14 protein-coding genes and 1 pseudogene are annotated in these 17,455 nt (G+C 72.1%); 14 read left to right on the top strand and 1 reads right to left on the bottom strand.

Annotated elements, in window-relative coordinates:
• Positions 1–29 precede the first annotated feature (29 nt).
• The 14 genes from AB4039_RS05910 to AB4039_RS05845 all read left to right on the top strand — a co-directional run bounded on the left by AB4039_RS05910 (position 30) and on the right by AB4039_RS05845 (position 17,151).
• Positions 30–344 (top strand): GNAT family N-acetyltransferase, encoded by a 315-nt coding sequence (locus AB4039_RS05910; RefSeq protein ID WP_442270177.1) that lies wholly within the window; start codon positions 30–32, stop codon positions 342–344.
• Positions 345–424: 80 nt separating this feature from the next.
• Positions 425–1,150: an alpha/beta hydrolase gene (locus AB4039_RS05905; protein WP_266843499.1), complete on the top strand. Its 726-nt coding sequence runs from the start codon at positions 425–427 to the stop codon at positions 1,148–1,150.
• A gap of 103 nt (positions 1,151–1,253) precedes the next feature.
• Positions 1,254–2,585 (top strand): extracellular solute-binding protein, encoded by a 1,332-nt coding sequence (locus tag AB4039_RS05900; RefSeq protein ID WP_266843500.1) that lies wholly within the window; start codon positions 1,254–1,256, stop codon positions 2,583–2,585.
• The gene (locus tag AB4039_RS05895; protein ID WP_266843501.1) at positions 2,585–3,550 is read left to right on the top strand and encodes a carbohydrate ABC transporter permease; all 966 of its coding nucleotides are present in this window, start codon (positions 2,585–2,587) and stop codon (positions 3,548–3,550) included. Before AB4039_RS05900 ends, AB4039_RS05895 begins: the two co-directional genes overlap by 1 nt.
• The gene (locus AB4039_RS05890) at positions 3,547–4,434 is read left to right on the top strand and encodes a carbohydrate ABC transporter permease (RefSeq protein WP_266843503.1); all 888 of its coding nucleotides are present in this window, start codon (positions 3,547–3,549) and stop codon (positions 4,432–4,434) included. The genes AB4039_RS05895 and AB4039_RS05890 overlap by 4 nt, the downstream gene beginning before the upstream one ends.
• Positions 4,435–4,460: 26 nt before the next feature.
• Entirely contained in the window at positions 4,461–7,202 is a 2,742-nt protein-coding gene (locus AB4039_RS05885; protein WP_442270176.1) for an ATP-binding protein, read from the top strand.
• Between the two features lie 133 nt (positions 7,203–7,335).
• Positions 7,336–8,172: an alpha/beta hydrolase gene (locus AB4039_RS05880; RefSeq protein WP_266843507.1), complete on the top strand. Its 837-nt coding sequence runs from the start codon at positions 7,336–7,338 to the stop codon at positions 8,170–8,172.
• A 102-nt stretch (positions 8,173–8,274) separates the two neighbouring features.
• The gene (locus tag AB4039_RS05875; RefSeq protein WP_266843508.1) at positions 8,275–9,360 is read left to right on the top strand and encodes an LLM class flavin-dependent oxidoreductase; all 1,086 of its coding nucleotides are present in this window, start codon (positions 8,275–8,277) and stop codon (positions 9,358–9,360) included.
• Positions 9,357–9,971, top strand: a complete 615-nt coding sequence (locus AB4039_RS05870; protein ID WP_266843509.1) for an FMN reductase — start codon at positions 9,357–9,359, stop codon at positions 9,969–9,971. The genes AB4039_RS05875 and AB4039_RS05870 overlap by 4 nt, the downstream gene beginning before the upstream one ends.
• 117 nt (positions 9,972–10,088) lie before the next feature.
• Complete coding sequence (locus AB4039_RS05865; RefSeq protein ID WP_442270175.1) at positions 10,089–12,929, top strand: helix-turn-helix transcriptional regulator; 2,841 nt, start codon at positions 10,089–10,091, stop codon at positions 12,927–12,929.
• 136 nt (positions 12,930–13,065) lie between these two features.
• Positions 13,066–14,313, top strand: coding sequence for a PucR family transcriptional regulator (locus tag AB4039_RS05860; RefSeq protein ID WP_442270174.1), 1,248 nt, complete (start codon positions 13,066–13,068; stop codon positions 14,311–14,313).
• 138 nt (positions 14,314–14,451) lie between these two features.
• The gene (locus tag AB4039_RS05855) at positions 14,452–15,303 is read left to right on the top strand and encodes an alpha/beta fold hydrolase (protein WP_442270173.1); all 852 of its coding nucleotides are present in this window, start codon (positions 14,452–14,454) and stop codon (positions 15,301–15,303) included.
• 149 nt (positions 15,304–15,452) lie between these two features.
• Positions 15,453–16,262, top strand: coding sequence for a helix-turn-helix domain-containing protein (locus AB4039_RS05850; RefSeq protein WP_442270172.1), 810 nt, complete (start codon positions 15,453–15,455; stop codon positions 16,260–16,262).
• Positions 16,263–16,437: 175 nt separating this feature from the next.
• Positions 16,438–17,151 carry an alpha/beta hydrolase gene (locus AB4039_RS05845; protein WP_442270171.1) on the top strand — a complete coding sequence of 238 codons (714 nt, stop codon included), beginning with the start codon at positions 16,438–16,440 and terminating at the stop codon, positions 17,149–17,151.
• A 74-nt stretch (positions 17,152–17,225) separates the two neighbouring features.
• Here the strand turns inward: AB4039_RS05845 and AB4039_RS05840 are convergent.
• Positions 17,226–17,417, bottom strand: a pseudogene (locus AB4039_RS05840) (CorA family divalent cation transporter); the annotation flags it as partial.
• Positions 17,418–17,455: the final 38 nt, after the last annotated feature.

The raw sequence follows: 17,455 nt of genomic DNA, 5'->3' as shown, positions 1-17,455 counted from the left end.
ACCACGACCGCGACCGCACAGGAGCACCCATGGAACCGCAGGTGACGGACCGGCCCGAGAAGTCCCGGTACGAGATCCTCGTCGGCGACGACGGTACCGAGACGGCGGGCTTCGCCGAGTACCACCTCTCGGAGGGCGAGATCGCCTTCCTCCACACCGAGATCGACGGCCGGTTCGCCGGCCGGGGCCTGGGCGGCCTGCTCGCCCGCGGGGCCCTTGACGACGCGCGGGCCCGAGGGCTGCGCGTCCTGCCGTACTGCCCCTTCATCCGGGGCTGGATCGGCAAGCACCCGCAATACGCCGGCCTGGTGCCCGAGGCGGGGCGTGCCCGCTTCGGCCTGTGAAGCACCAGGCATCCACCTCCAGCATCTCCCACCCCACCCCACCCCATCCCATCCCGCGTCACGATCCACGGAGTTCTCCCATGCCCCGACACGCCCGCCCCACCGTCGTCCTGGTCCACGGCGCCTTCGCCGACGCGTCCAGCTTCGCCCGCGTCATCCCCGAACTGACCGCCGTCGGCCTGGACGTGGTGGCCCCCGCGGTGCCCAACCGCAGCCTCGTCGAGGACGCCGCGTACATCGCCTCCGTGATCCGCGGCGTCGATGGCCCCGTGATCCTGGTGGGGCACTCCTACGGCGGCGCCGTGATCACCCTCGCCGGAACGGAGGACAACGTCCGCGCACTGGTGTACCTCGCGGGATACGCGCTGGAGGAGGGCGAGAGCCTGGGCGAACTGCAAGGCCGCTTCCCCGACTCCGGCCTCGCCGACGCGCTCGTCTACACCCCGTTCCCGGTGGCCGGCTCCACCGAGAGCGGCACTGACGTCTCGGTGGCGGTCGACCGGTTCCCCGCCCTGTTCGCCGCGGACGTCGACCCCGCACTCGCCGCGGTGCTCGCCGTCTCCCAGCGCCCCCTGGCGGCCCGGGCCTTCACGGAGGCGGCACCGGTCGCCGCGTGGAAGACCAAGCCTTCGTGGGGCCTGGTCGCCTCCTGCGACCGCACGATCAACCCCGATGTGGAGCGCTACGGCTACGAGCGCGCCGGCATGACCACCGTCGAGGTCGACTCCTCCCACCTGGTCATGCTTGCCCAGCCCAAGGCCGTGGTGGAGCTGATCCAGGACGCGATCCGGTCCACCGCCCCCTGACCTGATCGTTTAGGTTCGAACGATTAGTCGATGTTGTTCGAGCGCTGGTAGCTTCTGATCGCCCCCGAGAACCCTTCGGCGGGCGATCGGAGGAGATACACCCATGAGGTTCGGCGCGAGGCACGCGCTCGCCGTCATCGCCCTCGCCGCCCTTGCCACCGCCTGTGGTGTTCCGCAGGACGGCGCGTCGCCCTCGCACGCCACCGCGGACTGCGGGCAGTACGCCCGGTACGGCAAGCACTCCGGTACCAAGGTCACCGTCTACGCGGAGAACCGGGACCGGGAGGCCGACCTGTTCGAAGAGACCTGGGCGGACTTCGCGCACTGCACGGGAATCGACGTCCAGTACGAGGGGGACGGGGAGTTCGAGGCCCAGATACAGCTCCGGGTCGACGGCGGGAATGCGCCTGACGTGGCGTTCTTCCCCCAGCCCGGCCTCCTGGAACGCTTCGCGCGGGCAGGGGAGCTCAAGCCCGCGAGCCCCGGGGTCGCGGCCCTCGCGAAGCAGGGCTGGTCGGCTGACTGGAACAGCTACGCGACCGTGAACGGCACCCTCTACGGCACGCCACTGGTCGCGAACGTGAAATCGTTCGTCTGGTACAGCCCGAAGTTCTTCCGCGACAGGGGACTGAGCGTTCCCCGCACATGGTCCGAGCTGATGGCCGTGACGGAGAAGGTCGCGGCGTCGGGCGTCAAGCCGTGGTGCGCGGGCATCGAGTCCGCCGAGGCGACCGGCTGGCCCGTGACGGACTGGATCGAGGACGTCCTGCTGCGCCGGCAAGGCGCGGACGTCTACGACCAGTGGGTCGCCCACAAGATCCCGTTCAACGATCCGCGCGTGATCGAGGCCATGGACACCGTGGGGTCCATCCTCAAGAACGACCGCTACGCCAACGGCGGTTTCGGTCCCGCCCGGTCGATGGCGTCGGTCTCCTTCCAGGAGGCCGGCACTCCGGTCCTCAACGGCGACTGCGCGATGCACCGCCAGGCCTCGTTCTATGCCGGTCTGTGGCCGAAGGGCACCCGGATCGGACCGGACCAGGACGTCTACGCCTTCCTCCTGCCGGGGGACGACGCGGCCGACCACCCCGTACTGGGCGGCGGCGTGTTCACCGCGGCGTTCGCCGACCGCCCCGAGGTACGGGCGTTCCAGGAGTATCTGGCCTCGGCGGACTTCGCGAACGCGCGCATGAAGAAGGGCCCGTTCGTCTCGGCGAACAGGGGCGTGGACCCGGCGAACGCCGCGACCCCGGTCGACAGGCTCTCGATCCAGCTGCTCCAGGATCCCAGGACGGAGCTCAGGTTCGACGGTTCGGACCTGATGCCGGCGTCGGTCGGCGCCGGGACGTTCTGGAAGGGAGCCGTCGACTGGATCGGCGGCGCGAGCTCCCGGCAGGTCGCCGACTCCATCGAACGGTCCTGGCCCAGCCACTGATGTCGTTCGACGCCGTCGCCCAGCAGCCCAAGCTGCTGTACCTGCTCCAGGGCGTCGCCGCCTTCGCGGCGGTGGTCTCCCTGATCCTGCTGGCGCTGCACCGGGGGCCGCTACGGAGCAGGGCCGCGGCCCTGCTCCTGCTGGCCCCCGCGCTGCTGCTGCTCACCATCGGTCTCCTCCTGCCCGGTCTGCGCACCCTGGTGCTGTCGTTCACCGACAGCGGGGGAGACGGGTGGGCCGGGTTCGACAACTACGCGTGGATGGTCACCGACCCCCGGGCGCTGGTGGCGCTGCGCAACACCCTGGCGTGGGTGGTGCTCGTGCCGCTGACGGCGACCGCGGTCGGTCTCCTCTACGCGGCGGCCGTCGTACGGTCGCGTTTCAGAGCGTTCGCGCTGTCCCTCGTCCTGATGCCGATGGCGATCTCCTCCGTCGGCGCGGGTGTCGTCTGGAAGTTCGTCTATGCCTACCGTCCCGCGGAGGGCGGACAGATCGGGCTGCTGAACCAGCTCGTCGTCGCCTTCGGCGGCGAACCGCGGCAATGGCTCGCCGACTCTCCCTGGAACGTCCTGTTCCTCATCGTGGCGATGGTGTGGACACAGGCGGGCTTCGCGGCCGTCCTGCTGGCCGGCGCGATCAGGGCCGTTCCCGGTGAGCTGACCGAGGCGGCCCGACTCGACGGCGCCTCCCCCCGGCAGGTCTTCTGGCTGATCACCATGCCGTCGATCAGGCCCACGCTGCTCGTCGTGGTCCTCGCCCAGGCGATCGGCACCTTCAAGGCCTTCGACATCGTCAAGACCATGACCGGTGGACAGTTCGACACGGGCGTCATCGCCCACGAGATGTACGACCAGGCCTTCCGCTACGGCGAGACGGGCCGCGGTGCGGCGCTCGCCGTCCTCCTCTTCGTCCTCGTCACCCCCTTCGTCGCCCACCAGGTCCGGGCGCGGCGGAGGGCGGGGTGAACGGCGTCCGGGAGCGCCTGGCCTCCCGCGCCCTCACGTCGGTCGCCGTGGTGATCGCGGTCCTCTGGACCACACCGACCCTCGGTCTCCTGCTCTCCTCCTTCCGCCCCGAGGAGGAGATCAAGACGACGGGCTGGTGGACCCTGTTCGCCGCGCCGCGCCTCACGCTCGACAACTACGGCGAGGTGCTGTCCGGCGGCGGGAACGGATCGGGGCGGCTCGCGGAGTACTTCGTCAACTCCGTCGTCATCACCCTTCCCTCGGTGCTGTTCCCGCTCGTCCTGGCCTTCTTCGCGGCGTACGCCCTGGCCTGGATCGACTTCAGGGGACGGGACGCCCTCGTCGTCGGTATCTTCGCGCTCCAGGTCGTGCCGCTCCAGATGGCACTCGTCCCCCTCCTGAGGCTCTTCTCCCAGGGCTGGCTGTTCCTGCCCGCGTGGCACCTCACCGGTCCCGCGCGGTTCGGCCAGGTCTGGTTCGCCCACACGGTCTTCGCCCTGCCGTTCGCGGTGTTCCTGCTGCACAACTTCCTGGCAGGGCTGCCCCGGGACCTGATCGAGGCCGCCCGCGTCGACGGCGCCTCGCACGGGACCCTGCTCCTCCGGATCGTGCTGCCCCTGACCCGCCCGGCCCTGGTCACCTTCGCCATCATCCAGTTCATCTGGGTGTGGAACGACCTCCTCGTGGCACTGACGCTCTCGGGCGGAACGGCCGAGACCGCGCCGATGACGGTCAGACTGGCGAGCATGGCCGGGACGTACGGCAACGAGTGGCAGCGGCTCACCGCGGGCGCCTTCGTGGCGGCGTTCGTCCCGCTGCTCGTCTTCCTCTCCCTCCGGCGGCACTTCGCACGGGGACTGCTCGCCGGATCGGTCAAGGGATGAGCCCCGACCGGCCCGGGGGAGAACGCGTGGCGGCGCGCCGGAACGCGGGGCCGAGCCGTCCCGGGCTGAGGGGCCGCGAAGCCGAGCTGGAGCGGCTGCGCGCCCTGGTCGAGGCGGTGCGCGACGGCGAGGGAGGAGCGGTCGCGCTCCTCCTGGGCGAGCCCGGGATCGGGAAGACCGTACTGCTGCAGGAGACCGTCTCGATCGCTCGGGCCCACGGATTCCTCGTCAGCCATGGACGCGCCGAGGAACTGCACGAGCTGGCACCGCTCGCCTCACTGGCCTCGGGCCTCCTGCACGGTGACCCGCCGCTGCTGGCCCGTACGGACTTCGCGGACCTCGCCGGCCACCACGACCAGCGCATCTGGCTCGTCGAACGGCTGGCCCAGCTGATCGAGGAGCGCTCGGCGGGCACGCCCGTACTGATCGCGGTCGACGACGTCCAATGTGCCGACCCGCTCAGCCGGTTCGCCCTGAGCGTCATGCCGGCACGGCTGCTCGGCTCCCCGGTCCTCTGGCTGCTCGCGGGCAGGAACGATTCCGAACCGTACGCGCACGGGCCGCGGACGACGACCCTCCCCCTGCGGCCGCTGTCCGGGACGGCCCTGGCCGAGCTGGCACGCGACATCCTCGGCGTGGACCTGCCGGCGCGGGTCGAGGAGCTCCTCGACGGGGCCGGAGGCAATCCCTTCCTCGCGGCCGAGATGCTCTCGGGCATCGCGGCGTCGGGCGCGGACCGGCCGGAACCGCCCGAGCGGCTGGTCCTCGGCGTACGCGGCCGACTGGCCGACCTCCGGCCGGACACCCTCCACTTCCTGCGGATCGGCTCGGTACTCGGCCGCGCGTTCTCGCTCGCGGACGCCGCCGCCCTGTGCGGCCGGCCCGCCTCCGGACTCAGCGCCGAAGTGGACGAGGCGATCGCCGCCGCCCTCCTCCACGACGACGGCGAACGCCTCCTGTTCCGCCACGACCTGCTCCGCCAGGCCGTGTACGCCGACCTCGCCCCCTCCGTACGCCGGGCGCTGCACCGGGAGGCCGCGAGCCGGCTCGTCGCGGCGGGCCGCAGCTCCGGCGACGCGATCCCGCATCTGCTGAAGAGCGCCGAACCCGGCGACCTGGAGGCGGTCGGGCTGCTCGGCACGGCCGCCCAGGACGTGATCGCCGTGATGCCCGACCTCGCCGCCGACCTGGCCGTACGCGCCCTGGAACTCGTACCGGCCCACGCGCCCATGGTGTTCGACGTGGGAGAACGGGCCATCGTCGCGCTGACCCGCGCGGGCCGGTACACCCAGGCACGGGCCACCGGTGACGCGCTGCTCGCCCGGCAGCCGCCCCTGGACGTCTTCGCCCGTCTGCAGTCCGTACTCGGCGACACCCTGTGGCACCTCGACGACGTCCACGAGCTGACCCGCCGCTCGACGGCAGCGCTGGCAGCCGTCACCGACCCGGCGATCCGCGCCCGGCTCACCGCCCGGCAGGCCCTGGCCCGGTCCCGCGGGAGCGACCTCGGGGCCGCCCGCGAGACCGGCGAACGGGCACTCGCCGAGGCGGAGCGGGCCGGTGACCGGGAGGCCCGCGTCCTCGCGCTGTGGGGCCTCGGCGAGATCGCGCTCAACGCCGGTGACTGCGCGGCCGCCGTCGAACACCACACGGTCCTGAGCGTGTTCGACACGGCCTTCCTCCCCGAGGAGGCCGTCGCCCGGATCCACATCGACGACTTCGACACCGTACGGCGGCTGCTGCGGACGGCGGGCGACGCTCCCCTGCGCCCCGCGATGCTGATCTGGGCCCAGGCGACCCTGAACACGGGACTCGGCCGGCTCGACGACGCGGACGCCGACTTCGTCACCGCCGAGCGGCTCGAAGCGGACCTCCACGTGCCCGGCAACCTGGTCAACATCCGCGTCAACCGCGGTCTCCTCGCGATGCTGCGCGGCGACCGCGAAGCCGCGCGGGAACACCTGGACGTCGTGAGGGCGACCGTGGCCGACCGGCCGAACACGGGCAACCACGCAACGCACCAGTACTTCGAGGCCGTCGTCGCCGACTCCGACGGCGACCACGCGGCGGCGGCCGAACTGGTCCGGTCCGTGCAGAGGGCCCACCCCTTCCTCCGGTGGCGGCTCCTGCGCCCCCATGTCGTCCAGGCCGTGCGGATCGCCCTGCGCGGCGGGGACCGGAAGCTGGCCGAGGACCTCGCGGCCCAGGCCGCCGAACACGCCATCCGCAACCCCGCCGTGCCGACCGCCCAGGGGACGGCCTCCCACGCGGCCGCCCTGGTGAACGCCGACCACGGACTCCTGGAGCGGGCGGTCCGCATCCTCCTCACCGGCCCCCGGCCGCTGCCTCTCGCCGCCGCGTCCGCCGACCTCGGGCGCGCGCTGCTGACCTTGGGCGACGCCGCTGCGACACCTGCCCTGACCAGGGCGTACGACATCTACGCCCGGGCGGGGGCCGACGCCGAGGCCGACCGGGTCCAGGCCGAACTGGAACGGGCCACGAGCCGCCCCGGCCGGCGCACCGGACACCTGCGGCCACGCGCCGACCAGGGCTGGGACGCGCTCACGGCCTCGGAACGCAAGGTGGCCCGGTTGATCGCCGCGGGTCACACCAACCGGTCGGCCGCGGAGGCCCTCGTCGTCTCCCCGCACACGGTCAACACCCATCTGGCGTCGATCTTCCGCAAGCTCGCGGTGCGCTCGCGGGTCCACCTGGCCCGGATCGTCCTCGCGGAGGACGACGCCGGAACAACAGCCACCGGCGGCTGAGCGACGCTGCGCCCCCGTGCAAGGGGCGGTGCGCGGTACGTCAACAGGAGGTGCGGGACCGGTCCTAGCGTGACGGGCGTACCGCGCCGCTTCGACGCGCGGACCAGTCGACCCGAATCGAGGAAGCATCCCCATGCCGTACATCACCGTGGGCCAGGAGAACACCAACCCCGTCGAGCTGTACTTCGAGGACCAGGGAGCCGGGCAGCCCGTCGTCCTCATCCACGGCTTCCCGCTCGACGGCCGTTCCTGGGAGCGCCAGAGCGCCGCTCTGCTGGACGCCGGCCACCGCGTGATCACGTACGACCGCCGCGGCTTCGGGCACTCCTCGCAGCCGACCACCGGCTACGACTACGACACCTTCGCCGCCGACCTGAACACCGTGATGGAGACCCTCGACCTGACGGACGCCGTCCTCGTCGGCTTCTCCATGGGCACCGGCGAGGTCGCCCGCTACGTCTCCACGTACGGCTCCGGCCGGGTCGCCAAGGTCGCCTTCCTGGCCTCGCTGGAACCCTGCCTGCTCAAGAGCGACGACAACCCGGACGGCGTCGCCCCGAAGGAGTTCTTCGACGGCGTCGTCGCCGCCGTCAAGGCCGACCGGTACGCCTACTACACGGCCTTCTTCAACGACTTCTACAACCTCGACGAGAACCTGGGCACCCGCATCAGCGAGGAGGCCGTCCGCAACAGCTGGAACACCGCGGCCCGCGGCGGCTCCTTCGCCGCGTCCGCCGCGCCGGCGACCTGGTACACCGACTTCCGCGCCGACATCCCCGCCGTCGACGTGCCGGCCCTGATCCTGCACGGCACCGCCGACCGCATCCTGCCGGCCGAGGGCACCGCGCGCCCCTTCCACACGGCGCTTCCGTCCGCCGACTACGTCGAGATCGAGGGCGCCCCGCACGGTCTGCTGTGGACCCACGCCGAGGAGGTCAACACGGCCCTCCTCACCTTCCTGGCGAAGTGACGAAGCCCTGTCGACCCGCCGGGTGACGCCGGAGGAGCCCCCGGCGTCCCCCCCCCCGGTTCCCGGCGCGGGAACCGGACGAACCCAGGAGAGCAGACACCCATGCAGTTCGGCATCTTCACCGTCGGGGACGTCACCCCCGACCCCACCGACGGTCGCACGCCGACCGAACACGAGCGCATCAAGGCGATGGTCGCCATCGCGCTCAAGGCCGAGGAGGTCGGCCTGGACGTCTTCGCGACCGGCGAGCACCACAACCCGCCGTTCGTGCCGTCGTCGCCGACCACCCTGCTCGGCTACATCGCGGCACGCACGCAGAAGCTGATCCTTTCCACGTCCACGACGCTGATCACCACCAACGACCCGGTGAAGATCGCCGAGGACTACGCGATGCTCCAGCACCTGGCCGACGGCCGGGTCGACCTCATGCTGGGCCGTGGCAACACCGGTCCCGTGTACCCGTGGTTCGGCCAGGACATCCGCCAGGGCGTCAACCTCGCCAAGGAGAACTACGCGCTGTTGCGCCGGCTGTGGCGCGAGGACGTCGTGGACTGGGAGGGCACGTTCCGTACGCCGCTCCAGGCCTTCACCTCGACACCGCGGCCCCTGGACGGCGTCCCGCCCTTCGTCTGGCACGGATCCATCAGGTCCCCCGAGATCGCGGAGCAGGCCGCCTTCTACGGCGACGGCTTCTTCCACAACAACATCTTCTGGCCCGCCGACCACACCCGGCGCATGGTGCTGCTCTACCGGCGCCGGTTCGCGCACCACGGTCACGGCCGGCCCGAGGACGCCGTCGTCGGCCTGGGCGGCCAGGTCTTCATGCGCAAGAACTCCCAGGACGCCGTGCGGGAGTTCCGGCCCTACTTCGACAACGCGCCGGTGTACGGCCACGGCCCGTCGCTGGAGGACTTCACCGAGCAGACCCCGCTGACGGTGGGCTCTCCCCAGCAGGTCATCGAGCGGACCCTGTCCTTCCGGGAGACCGTCGGCGACTACCAGCGCCAGCTGTTCCTGATGGACCACGCGGGCCTTCCCCTGAAGACCGTCCTGGAACAGCTCGACATCCTCGGCGAGGAGGTCGTGCCCGTGCTGCGGCGGGAGTTCGCGAAGGGACGTCCGGCCGACGTGCCGGACGCCCCCACGCACCCGTCCCTGCGAGCCGTCCGGGAGGTGTCCGCCGCGTGAAGCTGACCGTCGTCTCCGCGGGGCTGAGCACCCCCTCCTCCACCCGCCTGCTCGCGGACCGGCTGGCCGAATCGGCCCGCGACGAACTCGCCGCCCGGGGGCGGGCGCCGTCGACCGGCGTCGTGGAGCTGCGCGAACTGGCCGGCGACATCGCCAACCACCTCGTGACCGGGTTCCCACCGCCACGACTGGGCTCCGCGATCGACGCGGTGACGGCGGCCGACGGTCTGATCGTCGTGACTCCCGTGTTCGCGGCCTCCTACAGCGGTCTCTTCAAGTCCTTCTTCGACGTCATCGATCCGGATGCCCTCACCGGGAAGCCGGCCCTGATCGCGGCGACGGGCGGTACCGCCCGCCACTCCCTGGTCCTGGAGCACGCCGTGCGCCCGCTCTTCGCCCACCTCCGCGCCGTCGTCGTCCCCACCGCCGTGTTCGCGGCCTCCGAGGACTGGGGCTCGGGTGGAGACGCGTACACCGACGGCCTGCCCGGCCGTGTCCGCCGCGCGGGCGCCGAACTCGCCGCGCTCATGGCGGCGCGCCCGGTCGCGGAAGGGCCCGAGGACGACGTCACGGCCCTCGAACGGCAACTCGCCGACCTGCGCTTCGACTGAGGGGCCCCGGGCCGGGCGACGGCGGGGTGGTTCACATGGTTCATACTGTTCCGCCGTACCGCACGAGGACCGAGCCCGTCCCGTGCGGCCCAGGCCGTCGGAATGAGCGTGAACCGGGTGACCACAAGGACCGTGCGCGAGGAGCTCGACGGCCCACGGATACCCCTCCGTGGCAGGGAGACCGAACTGGCCTTCATCGAGGCGCGGCTCGACGCGCTCGACCGGGGCGAAGGCGGGATCGTCCGTGTCGAGGGCCCCGCCGGCATCGGCAGGTCCAGGATCCTCGCGGAGGCCGCGACGGCCGCGAGGCGGCGCGGGACGCGGGTGTCCGAGGGGGCGGCGGACCCCGACGAACAGTTCGTGCCGCTCGGCCCGCTCCTCGAAGGCGTACTCGACGGCGAGGAACCGCTGTCGGGCGCTGAACGTCTGCGGGACCTCGCCACGACACCCGGCCAGCGGTTCTGGCTGCTTCAGGAGATGGCGGACCGCCTGCGGGCGGCGGCTCGCAGGGGACCCCTGCTCGTCGTCCTCGACGACCTCCAGTGGTGCGACGACCTGACCCTGCTCACCTTCCACACCCTCGCGGCGGGACTCTCGTCGCACCCGATCCTGTGGCTGGTCGCCGTGCGCGGCGGCAACGTGCCGCCGGGGGTGCGCACGACCCTGGACAGGATCCGTCAGGCGGGCGCGCACGAGCTGGTCCTCGGAGCGCTGGGGGACCGGGCGGTCGCACGGATCACCGAGGACGTCCTGGGCGCCCCTCCCGACCCGGACGTCCTGCGTCTCGCCCGCCGCGCCGAGGGGGTGCCACAGCTGCTGGTCGAGCTCCTCGGCTCGCTGCGCGAGGAGGCGGTGACGATCGAGAACGGCACGGCCGGGCTGCCGGCCGGACCCCCCGCCCCACGGGAACTCCCCTCTGTCGTGCGCCGCCTCGACCAGCTGTCCGGTGAGGCACGGGAGCTGGTGCAGACGGCGGCCGCCGTGGGCGGCCCGGTCACCGTCGCGCTGCTGGCCGAACTGCTCGGCAGGTCCTCGGCGGCGCTCATCACAGCGGTACGGGAATCCCTCGACGCCGATCTGCTCGCAGAGAGCGGCGACCGCCTCGCCTTCCGCCACGACCTGATCCGCGAGGCGGTCGAAGCCGGCCTCCCCCTGCCCCTGCGTCAGGCCCTTCGCCGTCAGGTCGCCGGGCTGCCGCCGGGCAGCGCGGCCTCCCCCGCCGACCGTCCCGGGCCGTCGGCGGGGACAGCGGGCCCGGGAGACGCCGCGGAGTCCGGCCGGCTGCGCACCGCTGCGGCGGAACTCGCGGCCACCGCTCCCGGACCGGCTGCGGAACGCAGTCTCAAGGCCCTGGAACTCACCGCGGCGGACGCCCCGGAGCGGCCGCGGGTCATCGCCGAGACGATCCCGCTGCTCTGGCAGACGGGCCGGGCCGCCGAGGCGTGGGAGCTGGGAGCCTCCGCCCTGGCGGCCGGCGCTCTCGCGCCCGAGGACGAGGCGGGCATACGCCTCGCCCTGGCACGCCTCGCCGTATCGTTCGACTTCTCCGAGGCGGTCCGGCAGGCCCGCGCCGGGGCGGCACTGCCCGGGATCTCCCTGGCCGCGAGGGGACGACTGCTCGCCATGCTCGCTGTCGGCCTGTCGATGTCGGGCGAACACGCGGCGGCCGAGCAGGTCGCCGCGCAGGCGTGGGAGACCGCGGCGGCAGCGGGGGACCGCGCCGCCGAGGCCACGTTGACGACGGTCCGCTCGGCCGCCAGTTTCCATCGCATGGACCTGGCCGAGGCGTTCCGGCAGGCCGAACGGTCCGCCGCGCTGGCCGACGCCCTGGGCGTCAGCACCTCGCTGTGGGTGCCGGAGGCCTTGTGGCACGCCCTCCTGTCGAACACCACCGGACGCACCGAGGAGGCACTCGCCGCCGCGGAGGAGGGCATCCGGATCACCAGGGAGCAGGGCAGGACGGCCGCCACCCGTATGTGGCTCATGACCCGCTCCCGCATACTCCTGGAAGTCGGACGGCTGACGGAGGCCCGGGCCGACGCCGAAGCCGCGTCCGAGGCGGCCGAGGCGACCGGCGATCTCCGCCCGGGCAACCTCGCCGACGTCACGCTCCGGTACGTGATGCTGCGCGTCGCCCTCCACACCGGCGACCAGCAGGCCGCACGGGCGTACGCGGCGGAGGCGAGGCGCATGCGCAGCGACGGCGCCCCCGTCGTCCGGCACTTCGGCTCCTGGATGCTTGCCCTGATGGCCGACTTCGAAGGCCGGCCCGGCCGTGCCATGGCCGAACTCGACGAGGTGATGACCTCGCCCGCCGCGGACCGGCCCGCCTACGCCGGCTTGATCGACCCCGCCGACGCCCCGGTGCTCGTCCGTCTGGCGCTGCGCACCGGCGCGCACGAACGGGCCGCGCAGGCGGTCGCCCTGGCCGAGCGGCGCGCCGTGCTCAATCCCGGCCTCACCTTCCTCRCCGCCACCGCCGCGCACGCCCGGGGGCTCCTCGACAACGACCTCGGCCGGCTGCTGCGCGCCGTCCGGCTGTACGAGGACTGCCCCCGGGTGCTGGCCCGGGCGTCGGCACTGGAGGACGCCGGACGCAAACTGGCCCTCACCCGTAAGCCCGAGGCGGTGCCGTACTTCGAGAAGGCCCTCGCGCTCTATGCGCGAGCGGGCGCCGAACGGGACGGCGCGCGGGTGCGCCGGCGCCTGCGGGCCGCCGGTGTCCGCCGGCGGCCCTCGCCGGCCGGACCGGGCGGTCCATGGCCCGAGCTGACGGCCGCGGAGACACGGGTGGTACGGCTCGTGGCCCGAGGGCTGAGCAACCGGCAGGTGGCCGAGCACCTCTCCCTCTCACCGCACACGGTGAGTTCGCACCTGCGCCGGGCCTTCACCAAACTCGACGTCACCTCGCGCGCGGAGCTGACCCGGCTGGCGAAGCATCACGACAGCGGAGAGTAGTCGCTTCGTATCCCACACGGGCGTCCTGGCAATGGATGATTCGTGTGATGTGCCGACGTCGTCGCTTCCTCAGAATGATCAAGAGCCGCGGAATGGAGAAGTCCGCGGGAACATCCGATCGAGAGAGGAACGGCGCATGACGCCAAGGCTCCAGCGAGCCCGCCCCGGCAGCCCCGAGCTCCAGGCACTGGTCGACGAGCTCGCGGAGCGGCTCGGCCGGTCCGTCGCCGTCGACGACCCGCTGGTCCGCATGGTCTGCACGAGCCGCCACTTCGGCGACGAGGACCCAGTGCGCATCGGCACCCTGTTGCAGGGCCGCGCCGACAACGCGACCATCCGCTACGTCCTCGCCCAGGGCGTGACCCAGTGGTCCAGGCCCGGATTCATCGACGGCCGTGACGATCTCGGACTGCTTCCCCGTTACGTCGTGCCGCTGCGCGAGCGCGGGCATCTCCTCGGGCTGCTCCTGGTGGTCGTGCCCGCGAAGACGCTGGGGGAGGAGGAGACCGCTGCCATCGCCCGGGCCGCGGACGCCATGGCCGCCCAGATGTACGCAGAGCACATCGCCGGCGACACCCGCACGACCGACGAGCGGGACCTGGCCCTCGCACTCGTCGGCGGCGACGTCGCCGCACGCACCGCCGCGCGTCGACGCGGCAAGGAAGTCGGGCTGCTCGGGGCGGCGGAGCACGTCCTGGTCACCGTCGTCCGGCTGAGCTGCGGGACGGAGCTCGTGCGGCAGTCCGAGGCCGCCCTGTGGGCGGCGCTGGAGGGGTTCCGGCAGACGCGCTCCGCCCAGGGCCTCATCGCGATCGGCAAGGAGCGGGCGATGCTGCTCCAGCTCCGCGACCGGCAGCCGGGCACCGACGAGGTCGCCGCCCAGTCCGCCCGCATCCTCGACGAACTCCGCACCTTCCTGGACCCGTCGGCGGACCCGGTGATCGGCGTCGGCGGCCGGCACGCCGGCCTGGACGACGCGTGGACCTCGTACGAACAGGCGATCGTGGCGGCCCGCGCGGCCCGCCGGCTGCCCGCCCTGAAGAACATCGGTGACTGGGAGTCGCTCGGGGAACTCGCCGTGCTGCTCCAGCTCCCCGACCACGCCCTGAACGCGTCCCTGGTCCCGAAGCCGCTCCGTACCCTGAGCACGGCCCATGGCGGCGACCGCCTGCGGGACACCCTGCGCTGCTTCCTCGAACACGCGGGATCGATTCCCAGGACCGCGGACACGCTGGGCATCCACCGCACCTCGCTCTACTACCGCCTGCGCCGGATCCAGGAGATCACCGGAGTCGACCTCGACGACGGCGCCCACCGGCTCACTCTGCACCTCGGCCTCAGGGTCGAGGAACTCCTCTCCCCGGGTGACGACAGGGCCGCCTGACCGCGGACCCGCTTCGACAAAGCGAGGAGGATCCACGCCCCGATTCCTACAGCGCGCGGTGGTGCGGGCGACGCGCCCCATCCGATGATGTCCGGGACGGGCGGGACCGACGTACCGCCTCTGACCAGGGGAGAGGTCATGCAGGAACTGATCACGACGGACGGCGCACGGCTCGCGTACCAGGACACCGGCGGCGCGGGCGTTCCGCTGGTGATGCTGCACGGCTGGGGGCAGACGCAGGCGATGTTCCGCCACCAGATCGAGGGGCTGGCGCCCGGTCGTCGCGTCGTCACCGTCGACTTCCGCGGCCACGGCAAGTCCGGTACACCGCGTCACGGCTACCGCATCGCCCGGCTCTCCCGCGACGTGCTCGAACTCGTCGACCATCTCGGGCTGGCCCGTTTCGACGCACTCGGCTGGTCCATGGGCGCCTCGGTGTGGTGGAGCTTCGTCGACCAGTACGGGACCGGACGGCTCCGGCGCTTCGTCGCCGTCGACCAGCCCGCGGCGGTCGCCGCCGTGCCCTGGATGACCGAACCGGAACAGCGGGACTCCGGCGCCCTCTTCGATGTGTCGGGGCTGTTGTACCTGGGCGCGGCACTCGCGGGGCCGGAGGGCGACACGGTCCTCGCCGACTTCGTGCGCGGCATGTTCACCGGCGAGCCCGACCCCGAGGTGCTGGCCTTCGTCGCCGAGGAGATCAGGTCGACACCCGCCTCCGCAGGCGTACCGCTCTTGTTCGACCACTGCGCGCAGGACTGGCGTGACGTGCTTCCCCGGATCGACGTGCCGACCCTGGTGATCGGCTGCGAGGGAAGCCATGTGCACCCCGATTCGCAGCGCTTCGTCGCCGAGCGGATTCCCGGCGCACGCCTGCACGTCTTCGCCTCCGACGTGGCGAGCTCGCACTTCCCCTTCCTGGAGAACCCGCCGGCCTTCAACGCCGTGGTGGAGAAGTTCCTGGCCGAGGAGCCGGCGAACGGGGCGTGAATCCGCCCTCCGCCTGCGCGAACCTACGGCTAGGAATCCCGATGACCCTCACCCTGACGTCACGTGCGCCCGAACGGGTGCCCCGGCAAGCGTCCGATCCGGCCTCGCCCCCCTCCCGCTCGGGGTGGCTGGTCCGGATGCTGTCCGAGATGCCGGACACGAACGACCGGAACCACGTCTACCTCGGCGTCCATGTCCGTGGGCCCGTCACCGTCGTCCACGAGCGTGCCGAGAGTGCCCCTACCCTGTTGGAGCCGAACGACCTGGTCTTCTGCGACCCGGCCCGACAGCACCTGCTGCAGTTCGGCGAAGACTGCCAGATGATCTTCTTCCGGGTGCCCCGCTGCTATCTGGGCGTCACGGAGTCGGAACTGGACCAGGTGCTCGGCGTACCCGTACGCGGCGGGGAGGGGATCGGGGCGCTGGCGTCCGACTTCCTGACCGCGCTCGCCGCCAAGGCGGATTTCCGCCGGTCCACGATCGGGGACCGGCGTGCCCGGACGGCCGTACACCTCCTCTCCGTCCTGGTCATGGAGCTCCTCGATGCGGACGCGACGGACGGGGCCGACGACGCGGCCGGGGCCGGTAACGAGATGCTGTCCCGCATCCGCGCCTACATCGAAGAACATCTGATGGACCCGGACCTGTCACCGGAGTCGATCGCACGCGCCCACCACATCTCCGTCCGGTACCTGCAGAAGCTCTTCCAGAACGGCGGCAGCACGGTGAGCCAGTGGGTGCGGCAGCGCAGGCTCGAATTCTGCCGGTTCGAGCTGGGCCGCTCCCACCGGAGGATCACCATGGCCGCGGTGGCACGCCGCTGGGGCTTCAGCAGCCCCTCGCACTTCAGCCGCACGTTCCGCGGCGCCTACGGCATGAGTCCCAGCGAATGGCAGGCGCTGGCGACCTCGGCCTTCGCCCCGACGCATGCCGTTGCCCAGGACGAGCGAAGGCACTGAGACGCGTGTGCGCCGGCATGACAGCGTCGTTGCGCACCCGTACAAGAGGCGCCGTTTGCACGCCTCTACCGTGAGCGACGGTCGCACGGACCTCTTGCCGAATTCCGGGCCGCGCCTCGGCCGTCGTCGTGACGACGCCCCCCCGCCGTGGCCCGACACTGAGAAGAGAACTCGCATGACCAACCCCACCGTGGTCCTCGTGCACGGTGCCTTCGCCGACGCGACCGGCTGGATAGGCGTGATCTCGGAACTGCGGAGCAGCGGTATCCCGGTGATCGCTCCGTCGAACCCGCTCCGGGGCCTCACGCCGGACGCCGCCTACCTCGCCTCCATCCTGACGCAGGTCGAGGGTCCGGCCGTACTCGTCGGCCACGCGTACGGCGGTGCGCTGATCACCGTGGCGGGCGCCGCGGAGAACGTCGTGGGGCTCGTCTACGTGGCCGCCTACGTGCCCCGCGAGGGCGAGAGCCTCGGCCAGCTCCAGGAGAACTTCCCCGAGCCCCCGCTGACGGGCAGCCTGAAGGAGTGGACGTACCCGCTCCTCGACGGCGACTCCGCGATCGAGGTCACCATCGAGGAGGCGGCCTTCCCCTCCGTCTTCGCGGCGGACATGCCCGAGGCCGTCGCCGGCGTCCTGGCGGCTGCGCAACGCCCGCTCGCCACAGCCGCGTTCACCGACAGCGCGTCCGCGGCGGCCTGGCGGACGAAACCGTCCTGGGCTCTGGTGGCCGGGGCGGACCGCACGATCAGCCCCGAACTCCAGCGCTTCGGCGCCGCACGGGCCGGAGCCGCCGTCGTCGAACTCCCGGACGCCTCCCACGCCGTCGTCCTGTCCGAGCCCACCCGGGTCGCCGACCTGATCAGAGCCGCCGTACGGGCGACGACTTGACCAACCGCCCTCCGGCCCGCCAGGAGCGGCCCCGCGTCCGCCGCTCGGCCTGGGCGACCGGTTCGCGCATTGGCCTATAGCCAGTCCCGGCGCTTGAAAATAGCGTACAAACTCACGCACACCAGCCCCATCAAGACGATCGCGAAGGGGTATCCGAGGCCCCAGTGCAGCTCCGGCATGCTGTCGAAGTTCATTCCGTAGATCGTTCCCACCAACGTGGGCGCGAAGAGGACGGCGACCCAGGCGGAGATCTTCTTGAAGTCGTCACCCTGACGCCGCTGACCTGCGGAAATCGGCCGTATCG

The sequence above is a fragment of the Streptomyces sp. M-16 genome (assembly GCF_052114405.1).
GTDB lineage: Bacteria > Actinomycetota > Actinomycetes > Streptomycetales > Streptomycetaceae > Streptomyces.
Note: the sequence above shows the minus strand (reverse complement) of the source record. Positions and strands in the feature narration are given on the sequence as shown.

Bases quoted from the DNA above. Each gene is read 5' to 3' on its own strand.
- AB4039_RS05910 (WP_442270177.1), top strand. From the start codon at position 30: ATGGAACCGCAGGTGACGGACCGGCCCGAGAAGTCCCGGTACGAGATC.
- AB4039_RS05905 (WP_266843499.1), top strand. From the start codon at position 425: ATGCCCCGACACGCCCGCCCCACCGTCGTCCTGGTCCACGGCGCCTTC.
- AB4039_RS05900 (WP_266843500.1), top strand. From the start codon at position 1,254: ATGAGGTTCGGCGCGAGGCACGCGCTCGCCGTCATCGCCCTCGCCGCC.
- AB4039_RS05895 (WP_266843501.1), top strand. From the start codon at position 2,585: ATGTCGTTCGACGCCGTCGCCCAGCAGCCCAAGCTGCTGTACCTGCTC.
- AB4039_RS05880 (WP_266843507.1), top strand. From the start codon at position 7,336: ATGCCGTACATCACCGTGGGCCAGGAGAACACCAACCCCGTCGAGCTG.
- AB4039_RS05875 (WP_266843508.1), top strand. From the start codon at position 8,275: ATGCAGTTCGGCATCTTCACCGTCGGGGACGTCACCCCCGACCCCACC.
- AB4039_RS05860 (WP_442270174.1), top strand. From the start codon at position 13,066: ATGACGCCAAGGCTCCAGCGAGCCCGCCCCGGCAGCCCCGAGCTCCAG.
- AB4039_RS05855 (WP_442270173.1), top strand. From the start codon at position 14,452: ATGCAGGAACTGATCACGACGGACGGCGCACGGCTCGCGTACCAGGAC.
- AB4039_RS05850 (WP_442270172.1), top strand. From the start codon at position 15,453: ATGCCGGACACGAACGACCGGAACCACGTCTACCTCGGCGTCCATGTC.
- AB4039_RS05845 (WP_442270171.1), top strand. From the start codon at position 16,438: ATGACCAACCCCACCGTGGTCCTCGTGCACGGTGCCTTCGCCGACGCG.